We start from the raw sequence: 19697 nt of genomic DNA, 5'->3' as shown, positions 1-19697 counted from the left end.
GTCTGTGATGTTGGTGGTTAGCGTGTTCAGCTATGCCGAGAGCTTGCCAAATCAATTGGAAAATATTGATTTTAGGGTCAACAAGGAGAAAGACGCCGTCATCATTATCGAATTGGCAACCAGCACTGCTGTGGTGGATGTTCAACGTGCTCAGGAAGGTTTAAGTATCGAGTTACTCAATACTCAGGTGAATGACGATAAGCTTTACCTCCTGGATGTGAAGGACTTCGCGACCTCAGTTGAAGGTATTGAGGTGTATAAGGAAACGCCCAGTACGCGATTGTTGGCAACGATCGCTGGTGACTATCAATATGAATACAACTTAAAAGGTCGCTTTATTGAGGTAATGATCAGTAGGCCTACTATTGATGAAGTGACAATAGAGAAAAATGTTTTAGAAAAAGAAGGCAAGGTGATATCGATTAACTTCCAAGATATCCCTGTACGTAATGTTTTGCAGCTTATTGCTGATTACAACGATTTCAATCTCGTTGTTTCTGATTCAGTCACGGGTAATCTGACTTTACGTTTAGATGGTGTGCCTTGGCAGCAAGTTCTCGACATTATCTTGCAAGTTAAGGGGTTGGATAAGCGTGTTGATGGCAACGTTATCTTGGTGGCACCTAAAGCTGAGCTCGACCTTAGAGAGCAACAAGCGCTAGAGAAATCTCGTTTGGAAGAAGAGCTAGGTGAACTCAAGTCGGAAATCATCAAGATTAACTTTGCCAAAGCCACCGACATTGCCGACATGATTGGTGGGGAAGGGACGGTAAGCATGTTGTCCGAGCGAGGCTCGATTACCATTGATGAGCGAACTAACTCCCTGTTGATCCGTGAATTGGAAGAAAACATTGCGGTGATACGAGGTATTATTGAATCGCTAGACATTCCCGTGAAGCAAGTTCAGATAGAAGCACGTATTGTCACTGTTACTGAGGGTAATCTTGATGAACTAGGAGTGCGTTGGGGCGTTTCCTCGACCAACGGAAGCTTCAAAGTTGGCGGCTCGATAGAGGGCAACCATCCATCGCAAATTACACCGTATGACGATAATGGTGGGAATAGTGCGATTGACGATTTCCTCAACGTTAATTTAGGAGCAACTTCCCCGAGCGCGTCGAGTATTGCGTTTCAGGTAGCCAAGCTGGGTTCTGATACCTTGCTTGATCTTGAATTGTCAGCACTGCAACAAGAGTCGAAAGCAGAGATTATTTCTAGCCCACGCTTAATTACCACCAATAAAAAACCCGCTTATATTGAGCAAGGTACTGAAATCCCTTATTTAGAGTCTTCTTCAAGTGGTGCTACTTCAGTCGCATTTAAGAAAGCGGTATTGAGTCTCAAGGTGACTCCGCAGATCACACCCGACAATCGTTTGGTATTGGATTTGAGCGTGACTCAAGATAGGCCGGGGCAAGTGGTGAAAACCGGCACCGGTGAAGCTGTCGCTATTGATACGCAAAGAATTGGAACGCAAGTACTTGTTAATAATGGTGAAACGGTCGTGTTAGGTGGTATTTTTCAACACAGTGTGAGCAGCCAAGTTGATAAAGTTCCACTGTTAGGAGACCTTCCTGTTCTTGGCGCATTGTTCCGTCGTAGCTATGAAAATGTAGGCAAAAGTGAACTACTTATTTTTGTTACACCTAAAGTTGTGATTCAGTAATGAGCAATTAGATTAAAAATAAAGTTGCATTAGTGGCACCTAACCTTGATAATTTCGGGTCTTATCACGAATTATCTGTGAGGAATCGGTGCCACGGGCCTTTTAATTTCAGTACTTGTACTGACCTACCTTGTGGCGATGTCATTGAATTAACGTTGTAAATTACTGCTAAAAACATGGCTGAGAAACGCAATATTTTTCTTGTTGGCCCAATGGGCGCCGGCAAAAGTACAATTGGTAGACACCTAGCTTCCCAACTTCATATGGAGTTTCTAGACTCTGACACTGTGATCGAAGAGCGCACTGGCGCAGACATCGCATGGGTTTTTGATGTTGAGGGCGAAGATGGTTTCCGTAAGCGCGAAGAATCTGTAATCAACGATCTGACAGAAGAACAAGGTATTGTTCTTGCGACAGGTGGTGGTTCAGTGCTGAGCAAAGAAAACCGTAACCGTCTATCTGCACGAGGCATTGTTGTATACCTAGAGACAACAATTGAAAAGCAACTTGCTCGCACTAACCGCGACAAGAAACGCCCTCTACTTCAAACAGACAACCCGCGTGATGTGCTAGAAGATCTAGCTGTATCTCGCAACGCACTATACGAAGAAGTGGCGGACTACACAGTTCGTACTGACGACCAAAGTGCAAAAGTGGTAGCCAACCAGATCGTAAAAATGCTAGAAGAACGTTAAGTTCATTTTTCGGAGAGCAAACCCATGGAACGGATTACGGTCAATCTAGCTGAGCGTAGCTACCCTATCTCTATTGGCGCCGGGTTATTTGAAGACCCGGCGTACCTTTCTTTTTTATCAGGTAAGCAGAAAGTTGTTGTTATCAGTAATGTGACAGTAGCGCCTCTTTATGCTGATAAAATTTTATCGCTATTGGATCAAGTCGGCTGTCAGACATCTCTTTTAGAGTTGCCAGACGGTGAGCAATACAAAACACTTGAAACGTTCAACTCAGTGATGAGCTACATGCTTGAAGGAAATTACAGCCGCGATGTGGTGGTGATTGCTTTGGGTGGTGGTGTTATCGGTGATTTGGTCGGTTTTGCTGCCTCTTGCTACCAGCGCGGTATTGATTTCATTCAAATCCCGACGACCCTTCTTTCTCAAGTGGACTCCTCTGTGGGTGGTAAAACTGCAGTGAACCATCCCCTTGGCAAGAATATGATCGGCGCTTTTTACCAACCAAAATCTGTCATCATCGATACTAACTGCCTATCAACGCTTCCAGAGCGTGAGTTTGCAGCGGGCATGGCTGAGGTGATCAAATACGGCATCATTTACGATGAAGCCTTTTTTGGCTGGTTGGAACAGAATCTAGAGAAACTGTATCAACTTGATGAAGACGCACTGATTACCGCGATTGCTCGTTGTTGTGCAATTAAGGCTGAAGTGGTTGCTATCGATGAAAAAGAGTCAGGAATCAGAGCGTTATTGAACCTAGGTCATACATTTGGTCATGCGATTGAAGCAGAACTAGGCTATGGTAATTGGCTACATGGTGAAGCTGTGTCGTCAGGCACTGTAATGGCAGCAAAAACCGCCCAATTACAGGGACTGATTTCTCAGCAGCAACTTGAGCGAATTATTTCTATACTCAAGAATGCGAAACTACCAATCCATACGCCAGAAAGCATGTCTTTTGAAGACTTTATGAAGCACATGATGCGCGATAAAAAAGTGCTGTCTGGTCAGTTGCGTCTGGTATTACCAACAAGTATTGGTACTGCTGAAGTGGTTGCTGATGTACCTCAAGACATCATTAAACAAGCGATTGATTTCTGCCGTACTCTTTAAATTCGGTTGTGAGGTTGCCTAGCTAAACTCTAGGCAACTCAAGCGCTTTACAGATCGAACTTATCAGTAGGGATCCCCAATGAGTTTGGCTCATGATTTAAGAGTATTGGAGTTAGAGTCTCAAGTTGAGTTGCTAGAGCGTTTACAGCTTTTAACTAACTTTGGTTCAAACTTTGTAAATGTTGCTGGTAAAACGGGTTCTGGCCGATCTTGGTTAGCTCAGCGTTATCTTGAAGCATGGTCGACAGAAAAAAATCAGTGTTTACTGCTTTGTCACCCAAGCCAAGACGATCAACAGCGCCGCGCACTTATTCTTAGTCAGATTGTTTCTGACCCACTCTTTAATCAACATGATTCTTTATCTGATAGCCTTGCTAGGTTGCTGGATGGAGATACGTGTAATGTGCTTATTGTCATTGATGACGCCCACCGACTGTCTGAGCTACTGGTATCAGAATTATGGATGTTGGTACTTGAATCTCAATCAAACCCTCAATGGACGATTAATATCGTTCTGTTCTCGCAAACTGGTCACCTAGACACGCTATTAACACGACTTAGTTACGGTCAGCCGCACAAACCTATCGCCCTTGAGATCGATGATCTTTCGCAACCAGAAGCTGAACATTTCTTTGAGTCACTGGTGATTCGATATGTCGATGATGAGTCAGAATCTCGGGTGCGAAATGCATTTAAAAAAGCGCAACCTTTGCCCGGTGAGCTAATAGCCTTAGGAGAATTGAAAGTGGAAAAAAGGATTATTATTCGCTCAATCATTGGTTCACCTATCAATATTGCGATTGTGGTGGCGTTGTTGTTGCTTGTTATCGGCGGCGGTTACTGGTGGATGTTTAATCAACCAACGCCTGACGATAAAGCGCAATCTATTATCGCCCCTATTGAGCAGACAGTTATTCCAACGTTGGAAGTGGAAAATGTAACTGAGCAAGCCACAATCGACGGAACTGTCGATTCTGAAGCCGAAGTTGATATGAGTTATCAAGGTGCTGACGATGACAGCTCTTCTCTGCCGCCGGTCGTGGTTGAAGAGACAGCCAGTGTTGGTCAGGTAGAACAAGACCAGCAACGTGTGGTGATCACCTCTGATGTGGTCGATGCTTTGCTTGATGATAAACCTGAGAGTGTTGATACCAGTGCAATTGAAGCTGTAGTTGAAGAAAAGACAGATGCAGTCGTTATCCCGCAGCCTGATGTTGTGGAACGTGAGTCATTGCCGGCAACGAATGAAGGTTCAGAGCTAACACAATCAGCACCTCCGATAAAAAAAATCACATTTTCATTTGCACGCGAAGAGCTACAAGCTATCTCGCCGCGCGCTTATACCCTGCAGTTGAGTGCGATGACATCATTGGAAGATGTACAATCTTTCATTGAAGAGTATGAGCTTGAGAACAAGGTTCGTATTTACCCAACACTTCGTAACGACACCAAGTGGTTTATTATCACTTATCAAGATTACCCAACGATTCAAGTGGCGCGAGATGCGGCAAGTGCGTTATCAAAACCACTTCAACAGTTGGAACCTTGGGCAAAATCGATGAATCAAGTGCATCGAGAGATAGAACGTGCGAAATAACCCTGAGCTTAGCCTCAAAATATGTTACATTCCGCAGCCTTATTTTTGAGTTGATAGATAGAGCAGTAAATGAAAAAGCAGCGTGCCTTTCTAAAATGGGCTGGTGGTAAATATGGCCTAGTTGAAGACATCCAACGTCACCTGCCACCTGCTCGTAAATTGGTAGAACCGTTTGTCGGTGCCGGATCAGTATTTCTGAATACTGATTTTGAACAGTACCTACTTGCAGATATTAATCCTGATCTTATCAACCTATACAATCTACTTAAAACCGATCCTGAAACCTATATCACTGAAGCGAAGCGTTGGTTCTGTCCGGAGAATAACCGTAGAGAAGTGTTCTTAGATGTTCGCGCTGAGTTCAATGGTACAGATAACGTTATGTATCGCTCGTTAGCTTTCTTGTACATGAACCGATTTGGCTTCAATGGCTTGTGTCGTTACAACAAGAAGGGCGGTTTTAACGTTCCGTTTGGTTCTTATAAAAAACCTTATTTCCCTGAAGCCGAGCTAGAGTTTTTTGCTGAGAAAGCGAAAAAAGCCACCTTCGTCTGTGAGGGATACCATGAAACCTTTAGCCGCGCGCGCAAAGGTTGCGTGGTTTACTGTGATCCTCCATACGCACCGCTGTCGAACACGGCTAACTTTACCTCTTACGCAGGTAATGGTTTTAGCTTAGATGACCAAGCTGCACTGGCGGATGTCGCTGAAAAAGCGGCGATGGAACGCGATATTCCTGTCTTGATTTCAAACCATGACACCACCTTAACGCGCCGTTTATACCATGGTGCGGAACTGAACGTGGTCAAGGTGAAACGCACCATTAGCCGGAATGGCGCAGGGCGCAATAAAGTTGATGAGTTACTGGCGCTTTTCCATAAAGAGAAAAACCAGCAACACGCTTCAACAGAATTGCCGTCGTCAGCATAATCCTCGAACTCATTAAATTGAGTGACCCACGGGTACTTTCTTAAACTAATCTTTCGAACTGCTAGGATCTGCTTAGGTGCTTAGGTAGAATTGCACACCAAATAGTCTTGGGATTGAGTCTTGTACTTGTGTATGAGAGGTCACAAGGCGGTGATATTCGCAATTTACTCACTCTTAAGAGGTTTGGTATGAAAGATTTTCTAATCGCTCCATCGATTTTGTCTGCAGATTTTGCTCGTCTTGGTGAAGACGTCGAAAAAGTACTCGCAGCCGGTGCCGACGTTGTGCACTTCGATGTGATGGATAACCACTACGTACCTAACCTGACTTTTGGTGCACCGATCTGTAAAGCATTGCGCGACTACGGCATCACAGCTCCTATCGATGTTCATCTAATGGTTAAGCCAGTAGACAGCATCGTACCTGAGTTTGCCAAAGCTGGCGCATCAATGATTACCTTCCACGTTGAAGCGTCTGAGCACGTTGATCGCACTCTACAGTTAATCAAAGAACACGGCTGTAAAGCGGGTGTCGTACTTAACCCAGCAACGCCACTTTCTTGCCTTGATTACATCCTAGACAAAGTCGACATGATTCTACTGATGTCAGTGAACCCTGGCTTTGGCGGTCAATCTTTCATTCCTCATACTCTTGATAAGCTGCGCGCTGTTCGTAAACTTATTGACGAATCTGGCCGTGATATCCGCCTTGAGATTGATGGCGGCGTGAAGGTTGATAACATCCGTGAAATTGCAGAAGCGGGTGCAGATATGTTCGTTGCGGGTTCCGCTATCTTCAATCAACCAGATTACAAAGAAGTGATTGATGAGATGCGTTCAGAGCTTGCAAAAGTAAACGCATAATCGTAAAACTACAGATAGATTGAATATTAAGGGGCTCATTGGCCCCTTTTTTACGTCTTGGAGCTCAACTCATAAGACGAACATAATAAATAGGAAAGTAAGATGTCATTAAGCTCAATAAAACTGATTGCCTTTGATTTGGATGGAACCTTGTTAGATAGCGTGCCTGATTTGGCTGTTGCCGCTGATCAGGCTTGTCAGGAACTGGGTTTTTCTTCTGTAAGCGAAGAGCAAGTTCGCGACTACGTGGGTAATGGTGCTGACGTTCTTATCGGGCGCTCACTGAGCCGCAACTTGACGGTTGATCCAAACCTAGAGCCTGAACTGCTAAAGAAAGCGCGTATCTTGTTTGATGATTTTTACGAGCAGAGTGGCCATAAGCTGAGCCACCTTTACCCATCAGTAAAAGAAACGTTAGCTGAGTTGGATAAAGCGGGCTTCACCATGGCGCTTGTAACAAACAAGCCATCGAAATTTGTACCAGCCGTTCTGGCGCAACACGATATTGATAAGTACTTTGTTGATGTGTTGGGTGGCGACTCTTTCCCAGAGAAAAAGCCGAATCCAGTGGCGTTGAACTGGTTGCTAGAAAAGCACAATGTAAAAGCTGAAGAGATGCTGATGGTTGGCGATTCAAGCAATGACATCAAAGCGGCTAAGAATGCTGGCTGTCACTCGTTTGGTCTGACATACGGCTACAACCACGGTGAGTCGATTTCAGTATCAAACCCTGACTATGTCGCAGACAATATTGCGCAATTACTAGATGTCGTTCTAGTTTCAGCATAAAGCGGATAAAAGTTAGCTAACCTACTAGCAAAATACTTATCAATGAGTACACTGGATGAGCCGTGCAGAAGAGCTGTACGGCTTTCTATTTTAAAGTTAAGAAGCTAAGTTTTTCAGATACTAGGTTAAGAAACTAAGTTAACGAGCTTAGCTAACAAGCAAAGGAATTAAAACCATGAGCAAGCCCATCGTATTGAGTGGTGTTCAACCATCTGGTGAACTAAGTATCGGTAACTACTTGGGTGCTCTACGTCAATGGCAACAGATGCAAGATGATTACGATTGCCAATACTGTGTTGTAGACCTTCATGCAATTACGGTTCGCCAAGATCCGAAAGCACTGCACGAAGCGACTCTAGACGCATTAGCAATCTGTCTTGCTGTCGGTGTTGATCCAAAGAAGAGCACGCTATTTGTTCAGTCACACGTACCAGAGCATGCTCAACTTGGTTGGCTTCTTAACTGTTACACGCAAATGGGTGAACTGAGCCGTATGACTCAGTTTAAAGATAAGTCTGCACGTCACTCAAACGACGTAAACGTAGGCCTATACGACTACCCAGTGTTGATGGCTGCAGACATCCTGCTTTACGGTGCTCACCAAGTGCCAGTAGGTAGCGACCAGAAACAACACTTAGAGCTAGCGCGTGATATCGCAACTCGCTTTAACAACATTTACGGTCCTGAAACGCCAATCTTCCAAGTACCAGAACCTTACATTCCAACAGTGAATGCACGTGTAATGAGCCTGCAAGATGCGACGAAGAAGATGTCTAAGTCGGATGACAACCGTAAGAACGTGATTACTCTGCTAGAAGAGCCTAAGTCGATCATCAAGAAGATCAACAAAGCGCAAACCGATGCAGAAACGCCACCACGTATTGCTCACGATTGGGAAAACAAAGCAGGTATCTCTAACCTAATGGGTCTTTACTCTGCGGCGACGGGTAAAACGTTTGAAGAGATCGAAGCGCAGTACCAAGGCGTTGAAATGTACGGTCCATTTAAGAAAGATGTAGGCGCAGCATTGGCTGAGATGCTTGAGCCGATTCAATCTGAATACCACCGTATCCGTGCTGACCGTGCTTACATGGACGCAGTAATGAAAGCGGGTGCCGAAAAAGCCTCTGAGCGTGCTGCAGTAACACTGAAAAAAGCATACGAAGCGGTAGGTTTTGTTACTCGCCCATAGGGTTTACTAAAACGACTCGTTTAGAAATTCAAGCCCAAAGTGACTTTGTTTACTTTGGGCTTTTTATTGCCCGCTCCATTTACCTTCCCAGTAAATCTCTTGTTTGAATTGATAATTTAAGCATTATCTAGCTAACACATTCATCATGCTAATGCTGTGCAGGTGATCTTATTTGGTATCCTCAAGCTTTATAAAGTCACTCTCGTTTCTATATATGTTGGAAATATATAACGTGCCAAACAATTGATGATTCCAAAGTGATAAGTTCCTCATTTTCTTGCCAACTGACTTATTCCTTTCATAAATAAACCTGATAGTTACCACAAAATACATGACTGTCCATAGATGGCAGTGACTATAAATCAATGAACTCAGGTGAAACGGATGGCTCTTTTACACAAACCTTCATTGCTAGCAGTGGCAATTGGTAGCTTGTTAACCACAAGCGCACACGCTGATTTGTTTATTTCACAATATGTGGAAGGCGGCAGCTACAACAAAGCGGTTGAGATCGCCAATAACGGCGATAGCAGCATTAACTTAGATGGTTACTCACTGGCGAAGTCTGCCAATGGCAATGGATCATGGGGCGCCACTTTACCTTTAGATGGCCACGTTTTAGCGCCCGGTGAAGTACTCGTGGTCGCACATTCTAGTGCGAGTGATGAGATTAAAGCTCAAGCTGACATCATTAATGCCTCTATCGCCAATCATAACGGTGACGACCCGCTGGCTATTTTGAATTCAGATGGTTCGGTACATGATGTTGTTGGTTTGATGGGCGATGTGGACTGGGGCAAAGATGTTACTTTGGTTCGTGCGACACAAACACCTTCTGCGACGTTTGATGCTTCACAATGGGTATCGCTACCAAAAGACAGTATTGAAGGCCTAGGTTCACTAGACAGTGTTGAACTGCCAGAAGCGTTTACTTGTACACAAGATGGCTCTGACCCAGTATTCACCACCATTCAAGAAATCCAAGGTGAGGGCGCTACATCGCCATTCATCGATGGCTATCCATACATCACTGACGATGAATACTTCGTCAAAGGTGTGGTAAGTGCAGTCACTACTGGCCTAACCAAAGGCTTCTATCTGCAAGCACTTGAGGATGACTTCAATTCAAGTACCTCTGAAGGTCTATTTATTCACACTAACCAGTCAAGCTCAGATTTAACTGCGGGCGATGTGGTGTGTGTGAAAGGTAAGGTTCAAGAATACTACAGCCACACTCAGCTTAAAGTTGAAAACAACCAATGGCTAAAGCAGGGCGAACAACAAGCACCACAAGCGACAGCGATTGAAGTGTTAGACAGTGACGAGAACTTCGCTGCAACGCTTGAACGCTACGAAGGCATGTTGGTGAAAACAACCGAAGCACTTGATATGCGTGTGACGCGTACCTTTGGTTATGACTACGCAGGTCGTCGTAACAACATGGTACTGGCGCATGAGCGTATTAACATGCAGCCAAATCAGCTTTTCGCCGCGGGTTCTGACGAAGCGAAGCAGCAAACTGAAGACAACGCAGACCGTCGTCTTTTCGTTGAAACCGATCAAAAAGCGGCTGATGGACAAGTCCCTTTTTATCCAGATTTTGGCCGCACTGATATCGACCAAGACGGTTCAACAGAAGATTACATCCGCATTGATGACACCATTGTTGGCCTAGAAGGCGTGCTGACCTACAGCTACGGTGAGTATCGTTTAATTACGACCAACCAGATCTCGGCTGAAAACTTCTTACGTAACGATCCGCGTACCGACAAACCAGATATGGATGAAGGTGATTTACGTATCGCGACCTTCAACGTATTGAACTACTTTAACTCTCCATTTGGTGGCGACGCGAATCAGCACGGCAACAACCGTGGCGCGAACACCATCACTGAGTTTGAGATGCAGCAAGAGAAGATTGTGAACGCGATTCTTCGCTTAGATGCAGACATCATTGGTTTGATGGAAATTGAGAACAACGGCTTTGGTGAAGGCTCTGCTATTCAGCAACTTGTAAACCAACTGAATGATCGCATTGAGCGTAAGAAAGACCGTTATACCTTTGTGGCTGTCGACTCGAACGAAGATGGCGTAACCGACGAGATGGACTCGATTGGTACTGACGTTATCACAACGGGTGTTATCTACCGCAAGAAGGTAGTGAAGCTTAAAGACAGCCGTGTTATCGCGATGCCAAGCCAACAAGCACCAGAAGTGTTAGACGATTCAGGCAAGGTGATTGAAGACGGTAAGAACTATCAACGTGACTCATTGGCGCCAACTTTTAAAGTGAAAGGCACCAAAGAGAAACTGACCGTTGCGATTAATCACTTTAAATCGAAAGGTTCTAAGTGTTGGGAAGATGCAGCCCCTGTCGAACAGGGCGGCCAAGGTGGTGTTGACGCCGATAAGCAAGGCTCATGTGAGAACTTCCGTGTGGCTGCTGCGGTTGCACTGGGTGAAGCGCTAGATGGCATCAAAGGCCATAAAGTGATTCTGGGTGATATGAACTCGTACGGCATGGAAGACCCAATGCTGGTACTGACGGATTACTCTGAAGAGAAATACGGTAAGCAAATCAAAGCGGCGCGTAACACCTACATTGACGGTGTCGAGCAGTTTGGCGATAACGGTGCGGTGATTACTAAGAACTACGGCTACATTAATGCTGTGGCTCAAAAGCACCCAGACAGCTGGAGCTACTCATACAATGATGAGGTTGGCGCTTTGGATCACCTGTTGATCAGCGACAGCCTGAAAGACATGGTGGTGGATGCGACTGACTGGCACATCAACGGCGGTGAATCGAAGTTGCTTGATTACAACGAAGAGTTCAAAGGTGATCTGCCGAAGTACCAAGATCACTTCCGTTCATCGGATCATGATCCGGCAGTTCTTGAGCTTAAAGTCGGTGGTTCATTCGGCTTAGGTGCATTGATGTCATTGTTTGGCTTAGCAATGTGGCGTCGTCGCAAGTAGTGACATCGTTAACTGCGCAAGCCAGTTGATACAGGTAACTGAAAGTTATCTGTAAACAATTAAGGTCAACTTAGGTTGGCCTTAATTATTGGCGAAATGCAGTTTCCACTTGCCTTTCGCCATGGGTATTGCACAATACCGCCCCTATATCTCCCAATCATTTAGTATTTAGCAAACGATTTCGACCCATGTTACTTATCATCGATAACTACGACTCTTTTACCTATAACTTGTATCAGTATTTCTGTGAGTTAGGGGTCACTGTGAAAGTTGTTCGCAACGATGAGATTGATATCGCAGGTATCGAAGCGCTGAATCCTAGCCATCTTGTTATCTCGCCGGGCCCGTGTACGCCCGATGATGCGGGAATCTCTCTGCAAGTCATTGAACACTTCGTGGGTAAGTTGCCTATCTTAGGTGTGTGCCTTGGTCATCAAGCCATTGCTCAAGTCTTTGGTGGTGAAGTCGTGCGAGCCAGACAAGTGATGCACGGTAAAACCTCTCCCATCCGCCACAATGGCAAGAGTGTTTTTCAGGGGTTGAATAACCCTCTAACCGTGACACGTTACCATTCTCTAGTGGTGAAAAATGGCACGCTGCCTGACTGCTTTGAATTGACCTCTTGGACGGAATTTGAAGATGGCAGCATGGATGAGATCATGGGTTATCAACACAAAACCTTGCCGATTGATGCCGTACAATTTCACCCTGAGTCGATTAAAACAGAGCAGGGACACCAACTTCTCGCTAACTTCTTAGCGCGTTGAGTGTTTAAATTTGCCCCTTTCTCCGCCTAAATAAGCCAGTTAAACCTGTCAGCCAATTTGTTAAGCGTTTAAATTCGGGCTCTACGAGTCTCTTACTCCTCTGACGCCGATCACTTTTTATAACATTTCTCTCTCGCTTCGCTAAGTTTTTAGCCTATGCAAAATTATTCGCGTTATTTCCTCTCGAACCCTATATACCGCTGTGCCAGTAAGGCTTTGCTATTACTAGTCATACGTTTAGGTAAAAAAAGCTTCATAAAACAGATTAATTGATGCATAAATAGTCATAGGTAGTGACGTTTAGCTGGTTGTGAGGGATGGCTAAAGAATAATCTACTATTGAAAAGGTTAATTAAATGTAAATATAATGCTGCAGCGGGATTATGGCGAGACAAAATATCTTTGTCTCACTTATGAACCATTACGCTTATTTGCGAAGCTTGCGGTATCGAGAAGGAATGTACGATGACAGTGGAAAATAAAGTAGAACGTAGTCTGTTTAATGAGGTGATGGTGCCTTGTTATAACCCAATGGAAATGATCCCAGTAAAAGGGGAAGGCGCACGCGTTTGGGACCAACAAGGCCGAGAGTATATCGACTTTGCTGGTGGTATCGCTGTGAGCTGTTTGGGTCACTGTCACCCGGCAATGGTTAACGCAGTTACTGAGCAAGCAAACAAGATTTGGCACCTAAGTAACGTGATGACCAACGAACCTGCGCTGCGTCTAGCGAAAAAGCTAACCGACGTATGTTTTGCAGAAAAAGTATTCTTTGCCAACTCTGGCGCAGAAGCGAATGAAGCAGCATTGAAGCTAGCTCGTCGTTGGGCAGCGGATGTTCACGGTCCTGAGAAATCTGAAATTATTGCATTCAAACAAGGTTTCCACGGTCGTACTTTCTTTACCGTAACGGTGGGTGGTCAAGAGGCTTACTCTGATGGCTTCGGTCCTAAACCGGGCGATGTAACTCACCTGCCTTACAACGATATTGCAGCGCTAGAAGCGCACATCTCTGATCGTACTTGTGCAATCATGATGGAACCTCTGCAAGGCGAGGGCGGTATCATCTCTCCAACATCTGAGTTCGTGAACACGGTTCGTGAACTGTGTGACAAACACAATGCGCTGCTTATCTTTGATGAAGTGCAAACAGGTAATGGCCGTACAGGTAACTTTTACGCTTACCAAGGCCTAGGTGTGACACCTGATATCCTAAGCACAGCGAAATCACTAGGTGGTGGTTTCCCAATTGGCGCAATGCTAACAACGTCTGAACTTGCGACACACCTAAAAGTGGGTACGCACGGTTCTACTTACGGTGGTAACCCACTGGCGTGTGCTGTTGCTGAAGCCGTTGTTGACGTAGTAAGCCAACCTGAAACGTTGGCTGGCGTGAAAGAACGCGAAGCACTATTCCGTGATGGTTTAGCTAAGATTAACGACAAATACCAAATATTCAGTGAAGTTCGCGGTAAAGGCCTATTGCTAGGCGCTGCGCTTAATGAAGCATGGCAAGGTCGTGCTCGTGATGTACTAGTAGCAGCAGGCGAACAAGGCTTGATGGTACTGGTTGCGGGTGCAAACGTAGTTCGTTTTACTCCATCACTGGTTATCACAACACAAGAAATTGAAGAAGGTTTATCAAAACTAGACAAAGCAATCGCTACGCTAGTTTAGCCTGAGCGGCGTCATAGGAATGATCGCCATTAGAGCGATCCCATGACGTACTGCTAAAGGCCCAAGCTTCTGGTTTTGGGCCTGTTTTGCATCTGGAGGGAATATTGATGCTAGTTGTTCGCCCAATAAAATTATCTGATTACGATGCGCTGCATACCTGCGCGGTTGAATCTGGTCACGGATTCACATCTCTTCCGGTTAACGAAGAACTGTTAACTAACCGAATTACTCACTCTGAATACAGCTTTGCTAAACAAGACGTGACTGAACCCGGTGATGAAGGCTACCTAATGGTTGGCTTCGACACTGAAACAGGAGAAGTTGCAGGCACGACAGGCATCGAAGCCTCAATTGGCTGGGATGTTCCGTTTTACTCTTACCACATCAGCAAAGTGGTTCACTCATCGCAAAAGCTTGGCGTGAATAACGTCGTTAAGCTGCTGACTTTCGGCAATAACTACACCGGATGCAGTGAGATCTGCACACTGTTCTTGCGTCCAGCTTTCCGTGGTGGATTGAATGGTCGTTTGATGTCGAAGTGTCGCTTCCTGATCATGTCAGAGCACCCAGAGCGTTTCTCGAAAACGATTTTTGCTGAGATGCGTGGTGTATCGGATGCGGAAGGTAACTCACCTTTCTGGCAATGGCTGCAAGAGCACTTCTTCTCAATTGATTTCACGCTTGCTGATTACCTCACTGGTATCGGTAAGAAAGGCTTCATTGCTGACCTAATGCCGAAGCTGCCTATCTACGTGAACCTACTGAGCAAAGAGGCTCAGGCGGTGATTGGAGAGGTACATGATAATACACGCCCAGCACTTAAGTTGTTGGAACGTGAAGGTTTCACTAACCGTGGTTATGTCGACATCTTTGATGCAGGCCCAACGGTTGAGTGTGATTTAAGAAACATTGAATCAGTGCGTCATGCGATTCGAGCTCAGGTTCAAATTGCAGAGCACTCCAGCTCTAAAGACTTCCTAATTGGTAATACCTCATTTGAGAACTTCCGCGCAGTAGCCGCGAAAGGCGCGTATGACCAAGCAAGCGACACAGTGATTTTATCATCTGAAGTAGCAAGCGCTCTTGAAGTAAAAGAAGGCGAATTCGTTCGTATGTTGGCTCAATAAGAGCGGCGATTATCTGTCGAAGATTTTAAGGATAGAAGTATGACTCAGTGGATAGCAGGACAGTGGGTGGCAGGTCAAGGCGACGCCATGACATCAGTAAGCCCATACAACAATGAAGTCGTGTGGCAAGGCGATAGTGCAACACCAGCGCAGGTTGAATCTGCAGTAGCAGCGGCTCGTGATGCGTTCTTAGTTTGGAAGAAACTGAGCTTTGCAGAGCGTGAAGCGATCGTGTTGAACTTTGCTGAGAAGGTAAAAGAGAACAGCGAAGAGATTGCACAGATTATTGCAAAAGAGACGGGTAAGCCGATTTGGGAAACTCGCACTGAAGCGGGCGCAATGGCGGGTAAAATCGCTATCTCTATTCGTGCGTACCACGAACGTACTGGTGAAGCTTCGCGTGAAGCGGCAGGTAACCAAATCGTACTGCGTCATCGTCCATTAGGCGTTATGGCGGTATTTGGCCCTTACAACTTCCCAGGTCACCTACCTAATGGTCATATTGTTCCAGCACTGCTATCGGGTAATACCGTGGTATTTAAGCCGTCAGAGCAGACACCTTGGACAGGTGAGTTTGCGATGAAGCTATGGCAAGAAGCAGGCCTTCCTGCTGGCGTGATCAACCTAGTGCAAGGCGCTAAAGAGACAGGTATCGCACTGGCTGATGCTAAAGGTCTTGATGGCGTGCTATTCACGGGTAGTGCTAATACCGGTCATATCCTTCACCGTCAATTCGCGGGTCAACCGGGCAAGATGCTGGCGCTAGAGATGGGTGGCAACAACCCGATGGTGATCAGTGACCAATTTGGTGATGCTGACGCGACGGTTTATACCATTATCCAATCGGCTTTCATCAGTGCGGGTCAACGTTGTACATGTGCGCGTCGTTTGTATGTTCCTGTTGGCGAGAAGGGTGAACAACTGCTCGATAAGCTCGTTGCGGCTACCTTGAAGATTCGTGTTGATCAGCCGTTCGCAGAACCAGCACCCTTCATGGGCCCACAAATCTCTGAAGCGGCAGCTAAGTTCATTTTGGACGCGCAAGCTAATCTGCAATCGTTAGGTGGTGTAAGCCTAGTCGAAGCAAAAGCGGGCGAAGCGGCGTTTGTTTCTCCGGGTATTATCGATGCAACCAACATTGCTGAGTTGCCAGATGAAGAGTACTTCGGCCCATTACTGCAAGTGGTTCGCTACCAATCGCTAGAGCAAGCCGTTGAACTGGCTAATGACACGCGCTTTGGTTTGTCTGCAGGCCTAGTTTCAACCGACGATTCCGAATGGGAATACTTCGTTGACCATATCCGTGCGGGTATTGTTAACCGTAATCGCCAGCTAACAGGTGCAAGTGGTGATGCACCATTTGGTGGCCCGGGTGCTTCAGGCAACCTACGCCCAAGTGCTTACTATGCGGCTGACTACTGTGCTTACCCAATGGCGTCAATGGAAGGTGGTGAAACTCAACTGCCAACTACGTTTAGCCCAGGTATTGAGCTGTAGTTTTGGTTCTTAAGCTTTAACTTGATGAATCATAAGCTTATGAGCTCTAGGTTCATGAGTAACAGATTCATTGATTGATTGTGTAATAAGGAAGCGGTGTTATCGCTTCCTATTTTCACCCACGTCCGACACCTAGATTGGGCGGTAGATAATAATAGAACAAGTATGTCACAGGCTGATGGCTGCTGACTCTATGTCCAGCCTCTCCCTTTCTAATCCAAATTACTAGCTTGCTAGAACCTCTGACAAGGAGTCACCATGACGCCCGATCTACTCTTTAAATCACTATGGAATGATTACATTCACAGGCTTTGCCCATCGGCTGAGAAAGTACACCATTTGCTGAAAGAAGATGAAGCTCTGATTAATGATCACATTGCACTGCGTACTTTCAATGTTGCACCGCTAGGTATTGAAACATTGGCTAAACCTTTCCTTGAGTTAGGTTACAAGGCGTGTGGCGATTACTTATTTGAGAGCAAGAAGCTAGTGGCTAAGCACTACGAGCACCCAGATCCAAACCAACCAAAAGTGTTCATTAGTGAGTTGAAGGTCGAAGAGTGTTCAAGTGACCTGCAACAGATCGTTGCTAAGTTGGTTGAGCAAGTGGATGCTAGCAAACTGCAAGGTCATGAATTCTTGTTTGGTGGTCGTCTTTGGGATTTGAGCTTCGCAGATTTCCAAGTGCTAGCAAAAGAGAGTGAGTACGCTTCTTGGCTAGCCGCTCATGGTTACGGTGCAAACCACTTTACGGTGAGTGTGAACCAGTTAAATAAGTTCGATGAAGTGCAGGCCGTGAATGACTATCTGAATGAGTCGGGATTCACTATCAATGTATCTGGCGGTGAGGTGAAAGGCTCTCCAGTGGTCTTATTAGAGCAATCATCAACAATGGCAGACAAAGTCCCAGTTTCATTTGTTGAACGCAATGAGATGATTCCTGGCGGCTTCTATGAGTTCGCTAAGCGTTATGCGATGGCTAATGGTGAGCTTTATACCGGATTTGTCGCGGCATCAGCTGACAAGATCTTTGAAAGCACCAACGGTTAAAGAAAAATACGAGCATGGGCTTTGCCCTAGAGGTGCGGGTACGCTTCGCTTCGAGATACTTTAGAATAGTGAAGTCCGATTTATAACTTTGCTTCCCGCATCTGTTCTCTAGATATTTAGAAAACAAAAAAGCCACCAAATTCGCATTTGGTGGCTTTCAAATTTTTGGCTCAGTTAATCGAGATTAACGAGTGCCGTATACCACGATGGTCTTACCGTGTGCAGAAATTAGGTTCTGCTCTTCTAGCATCTTCAAGATACGACCTACGGTCTCACGAGAACAACCAACAATCTGGCCAATCTCTTGACGAGTGATCTTGATTTGCATGCCGTCAGGGTGAGTCATTGCATCTGGCTGTTTTGCTAGGTTTAGTAGCGTTTGAGCGATACGACCTGTTACGTCAAGGAACGCTAAGTCACCAACCTTTTGGCTAGTTACTTGTAGACGGTTTGCCATTTGCGCTGAAAGACGCATTAGAATATCTGGGTTCACTTGGATAAGTTGACGGAATTTCTTGAAAGAAATCTCAGCCACTTCACAAGGAGATTTTGCACGAACCCATGCAGTACGCTCTTGGTCTTCTTCGAACAAGCCAAGCTCACCGATGAAGTCGCCTTGGTTTAGGTAAGAAAGAATCATTTCCTTACCTTCTTCGTCTTTGATAAGAACTGCCACAGAACCTTTAACGATGTAGTACAAGGTTTCTGCCTTTTCACCAGCATGAATCAAAGTACTTTTTGAAGGGTACTTATGAATATGACAGTGTGAAAGGAACCACTCTAATGTTGGATCGGTTTGGGGTTTACCTAGAACCATAATATCTTACTTCCTCTGCAGGGTATGCTTGCCGCTTTCCATATTTTAGCTAAGCCTGAATTGACCTAGCTAGGATAAGAGCACTCGTTGAGTGCTGCAAGCTATCTTGTGTTTCGTTTAAGAATAGTATCCTTTTTCAGGTACTATTTCTTGATTTTAATCGTGACCAAGCTACGATTTTTTACGCAAAATTGTGCACATGATCACGGTATGAAAAGTAATCAACCAGAATGTTGTTTTGTTAGCCTATTTTCCCGGTTTCTATAAGTTGTTGCAGGATCGGCCTTACAATGAGCTCCATAGCAAAACTCATCTTGCCTCCTGGCACCACAAGCGTGTTATGACGTGACATAAATGAGCCATCAATCATAGCCAACAGGTAAGGGAAATCGACGTTTTTGATGCCGCGCAAACGTATAACCACGAAGCTTTCGTCTAAACTTGGGATCCCTTTTGCATTCAGTGGATTTGATGTATCTACGGTAGGGACACGCTGAAAGTTGATATGAGTACGCGAAAACTGCGGGGTAATGTAGTTAAGGTAATCATCCATTGAGCGAACAATAGAATCCATCACCGCTTCGCGAGAGTGACCACGATCGCGTGTGTCACGAACGAATTTCTGGATCCACTCCAAGTTTACGATAGGTACCATGCCGATAAGCAGATCGACGTGTTGAGAAACATTGATGTCACCATCGACTACGCCACCGTGAAGACCTTCGTAGAACATCACATCCGAGTTTTCAGGGATCTCTTGCCATGGCGTAAAGGTGCCGGGCATTTGATTGTAAGGCACGGCTTCATCGAAGGTATGCAGATAGCTACGGACTTTTCCCGTGCCTTCATTGCCGTATTGACGGAAGAAATCTTCTAATGCACCAAAATCGTTAGCTTGTGGACCAAAGTAGCTGATGTGTTTACCTTGCTCGCGCGCC

At 45.4% G+C, this 19697-nt stretch carries 16 protein-coding genes; 14 read left to right on the top strand and 2 right to left on the bottom strand.

Going from position 1 to position 19697, the window contains the following annotated elements:
- The 14 genes from AB4496_RS11950 to AB4496_RS11885 form a co-directional block, all read left to right on the top strand.
- Positions 1 to 1666, top strand: a 1666-nt coding sequence (locus tag AB4496_RS11950) for a type IV pilus secretin PilQ (RefSeq protein WP_372131024.1), incomplete at its 5' end; no start/stop codon positions are given.
- Between the two features lie 176 nt (positions 1667 to 1842).
- Positions 1843 to 2361, top strand: coding sequence for a shikimate kinase AroK (aroK, locus tag AB4496_RS11945; protein ID WP_009848907.1), 519 nt, complete (start codon positions 1843 to 1845; stop codon positions 2359 to 2361).
- Positions 2362 to 2385: 24 nt separating this feature from the next.
- The gene (aroB, locus tag AB4496_RS11940; RefSeq protein ID WP_009848908.1) at positions 2386 to 3474 is read left to right on the top strand and encodes a 3-dehydroquinate synthase; all 1089 of its coding nucleotides are present in this window, start codon (positions 2386 to 2388) and stop codon (positions 3472 to 3474) included.
- Between the two features lie 79 nt (positions 3475 to 3553).
- Positions 3554 to 5071 (top strand): SPOR domain-containing protein, encoded by a 1518-nt coding sequence (locus tag AB4496_RS11935; protein ID WP_009848909.1) that lies wholly within the window; start codon positions 3554 to 3556, stop codon positions 5069 to 5071.
- A 69-nt stretch (positions 5072 to 5140) separates the two neighbouring features.
- Positions 5141 to 6001, top strand: coding sequence for a Dam family site-specific DNA-(adenine-N6)-methyltransferase (locus AB4496_RS11930; RefSeq protein ID WP_009848910.1), 861 nt, complete (start codon positions 5141 to 5143; stop codon positions 5999 to 6001).
- Positions 6002 to 6189: 188 nt separating this feature from the next.
- Positions 6190 to 6864 (top strand): ribulose-phosphate 3-epimerase, encoded by a 675-nt coding sequence (gene rpe, locus AB4496_RS11925; RefSeq protein ID WP_009848911.1) that lies wholly within the window; start codon positions 6190 to 6192, stop codon positions 6862 to 6864.
- Between the two features lie 102 nt (positions 6865 to 6966).
- Positions 6967 to 7653, top strand: coding sequence for a phosphoglycolate phosphatase (locus AB4496_RS11920; protein WP_009848912.1), 687 nt, complete (start codon positions 6967 to 6969; stop codon positions 7651 to 7653).
- 175 nt (positions 7654 to 7828) lie between these two features.
- On the top strand, positions 7829 to 8845 hold the full coding sequence (gene trpS, locus AB4496_RS11915) for a tryptophan--tRNA ligase (RefSeq protein WP_009848913.1): 1017 nt from the start codon (positions 7829 to 7831) through the stop codon (positions 8843 to 8845).
- A 384-nt stretch (positions 8846 to 9229) separates the two neighbouring features.
- Complete coding sequence (locus tag AB4496_RS11910; protein ID WP_102258059.1) at positions 9230 to 11824, top strand: ExeM/NucH family extracellular endonuclease; 2595 nt, start codon at positions 9230 to 9232, stop codon at positions 11822 to 11824.
- A 188-nt stretch (positions 11825 to 12012) separates the two neighbouring features.
- Positions 12013 to 12591: an aminodeoxychorismate/anthranilate synthase component II gene (locus tag AB4496_RS11905; RefSeq protein ID WP_009848915.1), complete on the top strand. Its 579-nt coding sequence runs from the start codon at positions 12013 to 12015 to the stop codon at positions 12589 to 12591.
- 465 nt (positions 12592 to 13056) lie between these two features.
- Positions 13057 to 14268, top strand: a complete 1212-nt coding sequence (locus tag AB4496_RS11900; protein ID WP_009848916.1) for an aspartate aminotransferase family protein — start codon at positions 13057 to 13059, stop codon at positions 14266 to 14268.
- A gap of 107 nt (positions 14269 to 14375) precedes the next feature.
- Positions 14376 to 15395: an arginine N-succinyltransferase gene (astA, locus tag AB4496_RS11895; protein WP_009848917.1), complete on the top strand. Its 1020-nt coding sequence runs from the start codon at positions 14376 to 14378 to the stop codon at positions 15393 to 15395.
- A gap of 39 nt (positions 15396 to 15434) precedes the next feature.
- On the top strand, positions 15435 to 16892 hold the full coding sequence (astD, locus tag AB4496_RS11890) for a succinylglutamate-semialdehyde dehydrogenase (RefSeq protein ID WP_102258058.1): 1458 nt from the start codon (positions 15435 to 15437) through the stop codon (positions 16890 to 16892).
- A gap of 258 nt (positions 16893 to 17150) precedes the next feature.
- Positions 17151 to 17942 carry a DUF1338 domain-containing protein gene (locus AB4496_RS11885; protein ID WP_009848919.1) on the top strand — a complete coding sequence of 264 codons (792 nt, stop codon included), beginning with the start codon at positions 17151 to 17153 and terminating at the stop codon, positions 17940 to 17942.
- A gap of 184 nt (positions 17943 to 18126) precedes the next feature.
- Here the strand turns inward: AB4496_RS11885 and crp are convergent, their stop codons facing one another.
- Positions 18127 to 18759, bottom strand: a complete 633-nt coding sequence (gene crp / locus AB4496_RS11880) for a cAMP-activated global transcriptional regulator CRP (RefSeq protein ID WP_004729651.1) — start codon at positions 18757 to 18759, stop codon at positions 18127 to 18129.
- Between the two features lie 241 nt (positions 18760 to 19000).
- On the bottom strand, positions 19001 to 19697 hold a 697-nt coding region (locus AB4496_RS11875), incomplete at its 5' end, for a phosphoribulokinase (RefSeq protein ID WP_372131022.1).

Source organism: Vibrio sp. 10N.222.46.A1, from assembly GCF_041473595.1.
GTDB classification, from domain to species: Bacteria; Pseudomonadota; Gammaproteobacteria; order Enterobacterales; family Vibrionaceae; genus Vibrio; species Vibrio tasmaniensis_A.
The sequence above is the reverse complement of the archived record's forward strand: the minus strand, read 5'-3'. Positions and strand labels throughout refer to the sequence as shown.

What these genes read in the sequence shown, in the direction of transcription:
- aroK (WP_009848907.1), top strand. Translation starts at nt 1,843, where the DNA reads ATGGCTGAGAAACGCAATATTTTTCTTGTTGGCCCAATGGGCGCCGGC.
- aroB (WP_009848908.1), top strand. Translation starts at nt 2,386, where the DNA reads ATGGAACGGATTACGGTCAATCTAGCTGAGCGTAGCTACCCTATCTCT.
- AB4496_RS11935 (WP_009848909.1), top strand. Translation starts at nt 3,554, where the DNA reads ATGAGTTTGGCTCATGATTTAAGAGTATTGGAGTTAGAGTCTCAAGTT.
- AB4496_RS11930 (WP_009848910.1), top strand. Translation starts at nt 5,141, where the DNA reads ATGAAAAAGCAGCGTGCCTTTCTAAAATGGGCTGGTGGTAAATATGGC.
- rpe (WP_009848911.1), top strand. Translation starts at nt 6,190, where the DNA reads ATGAAAGATTTTCTAATCGCTCCATCGATTTTGTCTGCAGATTTTGCT.
- AB4496_RS11920 (WP_009848912.1), top strand. Translation starts at nt 6,967, where the DNA reads ATGTCATTAAGCTCAATAAAACTGATTGCCTTTGATTTGGATGGAACC.
- trpS (WP_009848913.1), top strand. Translation starts at nt 7,829, where the DNA reads ATGAGCAAGCCCATCGTATTGAGTGGTGTTCAACCATCTGGTGAACTA.
- AB4496_RS11910 (WP_102258059.1), top strand. Translation starts at nt 9,230, where the DNA reads ATGGCTCTTTTACACAAACCTTCATTGCTAGCAGTGGCAATTGGTAGC.
- AB4496_RS11905 (WP_009848915.1), top strand. Translation starts at nt 12,013, where the DNA reads ATGTTACTTATCATCGATAACTACGACTCTTTTACCTATAACTTGTAT.
- AB4496_RS11900 (WP_009848916.1), top strand. Translation starts at nt 13,057, where the DNA reads ATGACAGTGGAAAATAAAGTAGAACGTAGTCTGTTTAATGAGGTGATG.
- astA (WP_009848917.1), top strand. Translation starts at nt 14,376, where the DNA reads ATGCTAGTTGTTCGCCCAATAAAATTATCTGATTACGATGCGCTGCAT.
- astD (WP_102258058.1), top strand. Translation starts at nt 15,435, where the DNA reads ATGACTCAGTGGATAGCAGGACAGTGGGTGGCAGGTCAAGGCGACGCC.
- AB4496_RS11885 (WP_009848919.1), top strand. Translation starts at nt 17,151, where the DNA reads ATGACGCCCGATCTACTCTTTAAATCACTATGGAATGATTACATTCAC.
- crp (WP_004729651.1), bottom strand. Translation starts at nt 18,759, where the DNA reads ATGGTTCTAGGTAAACCCCAAACCGATCCAACATTAGAGTGGTTCCTT.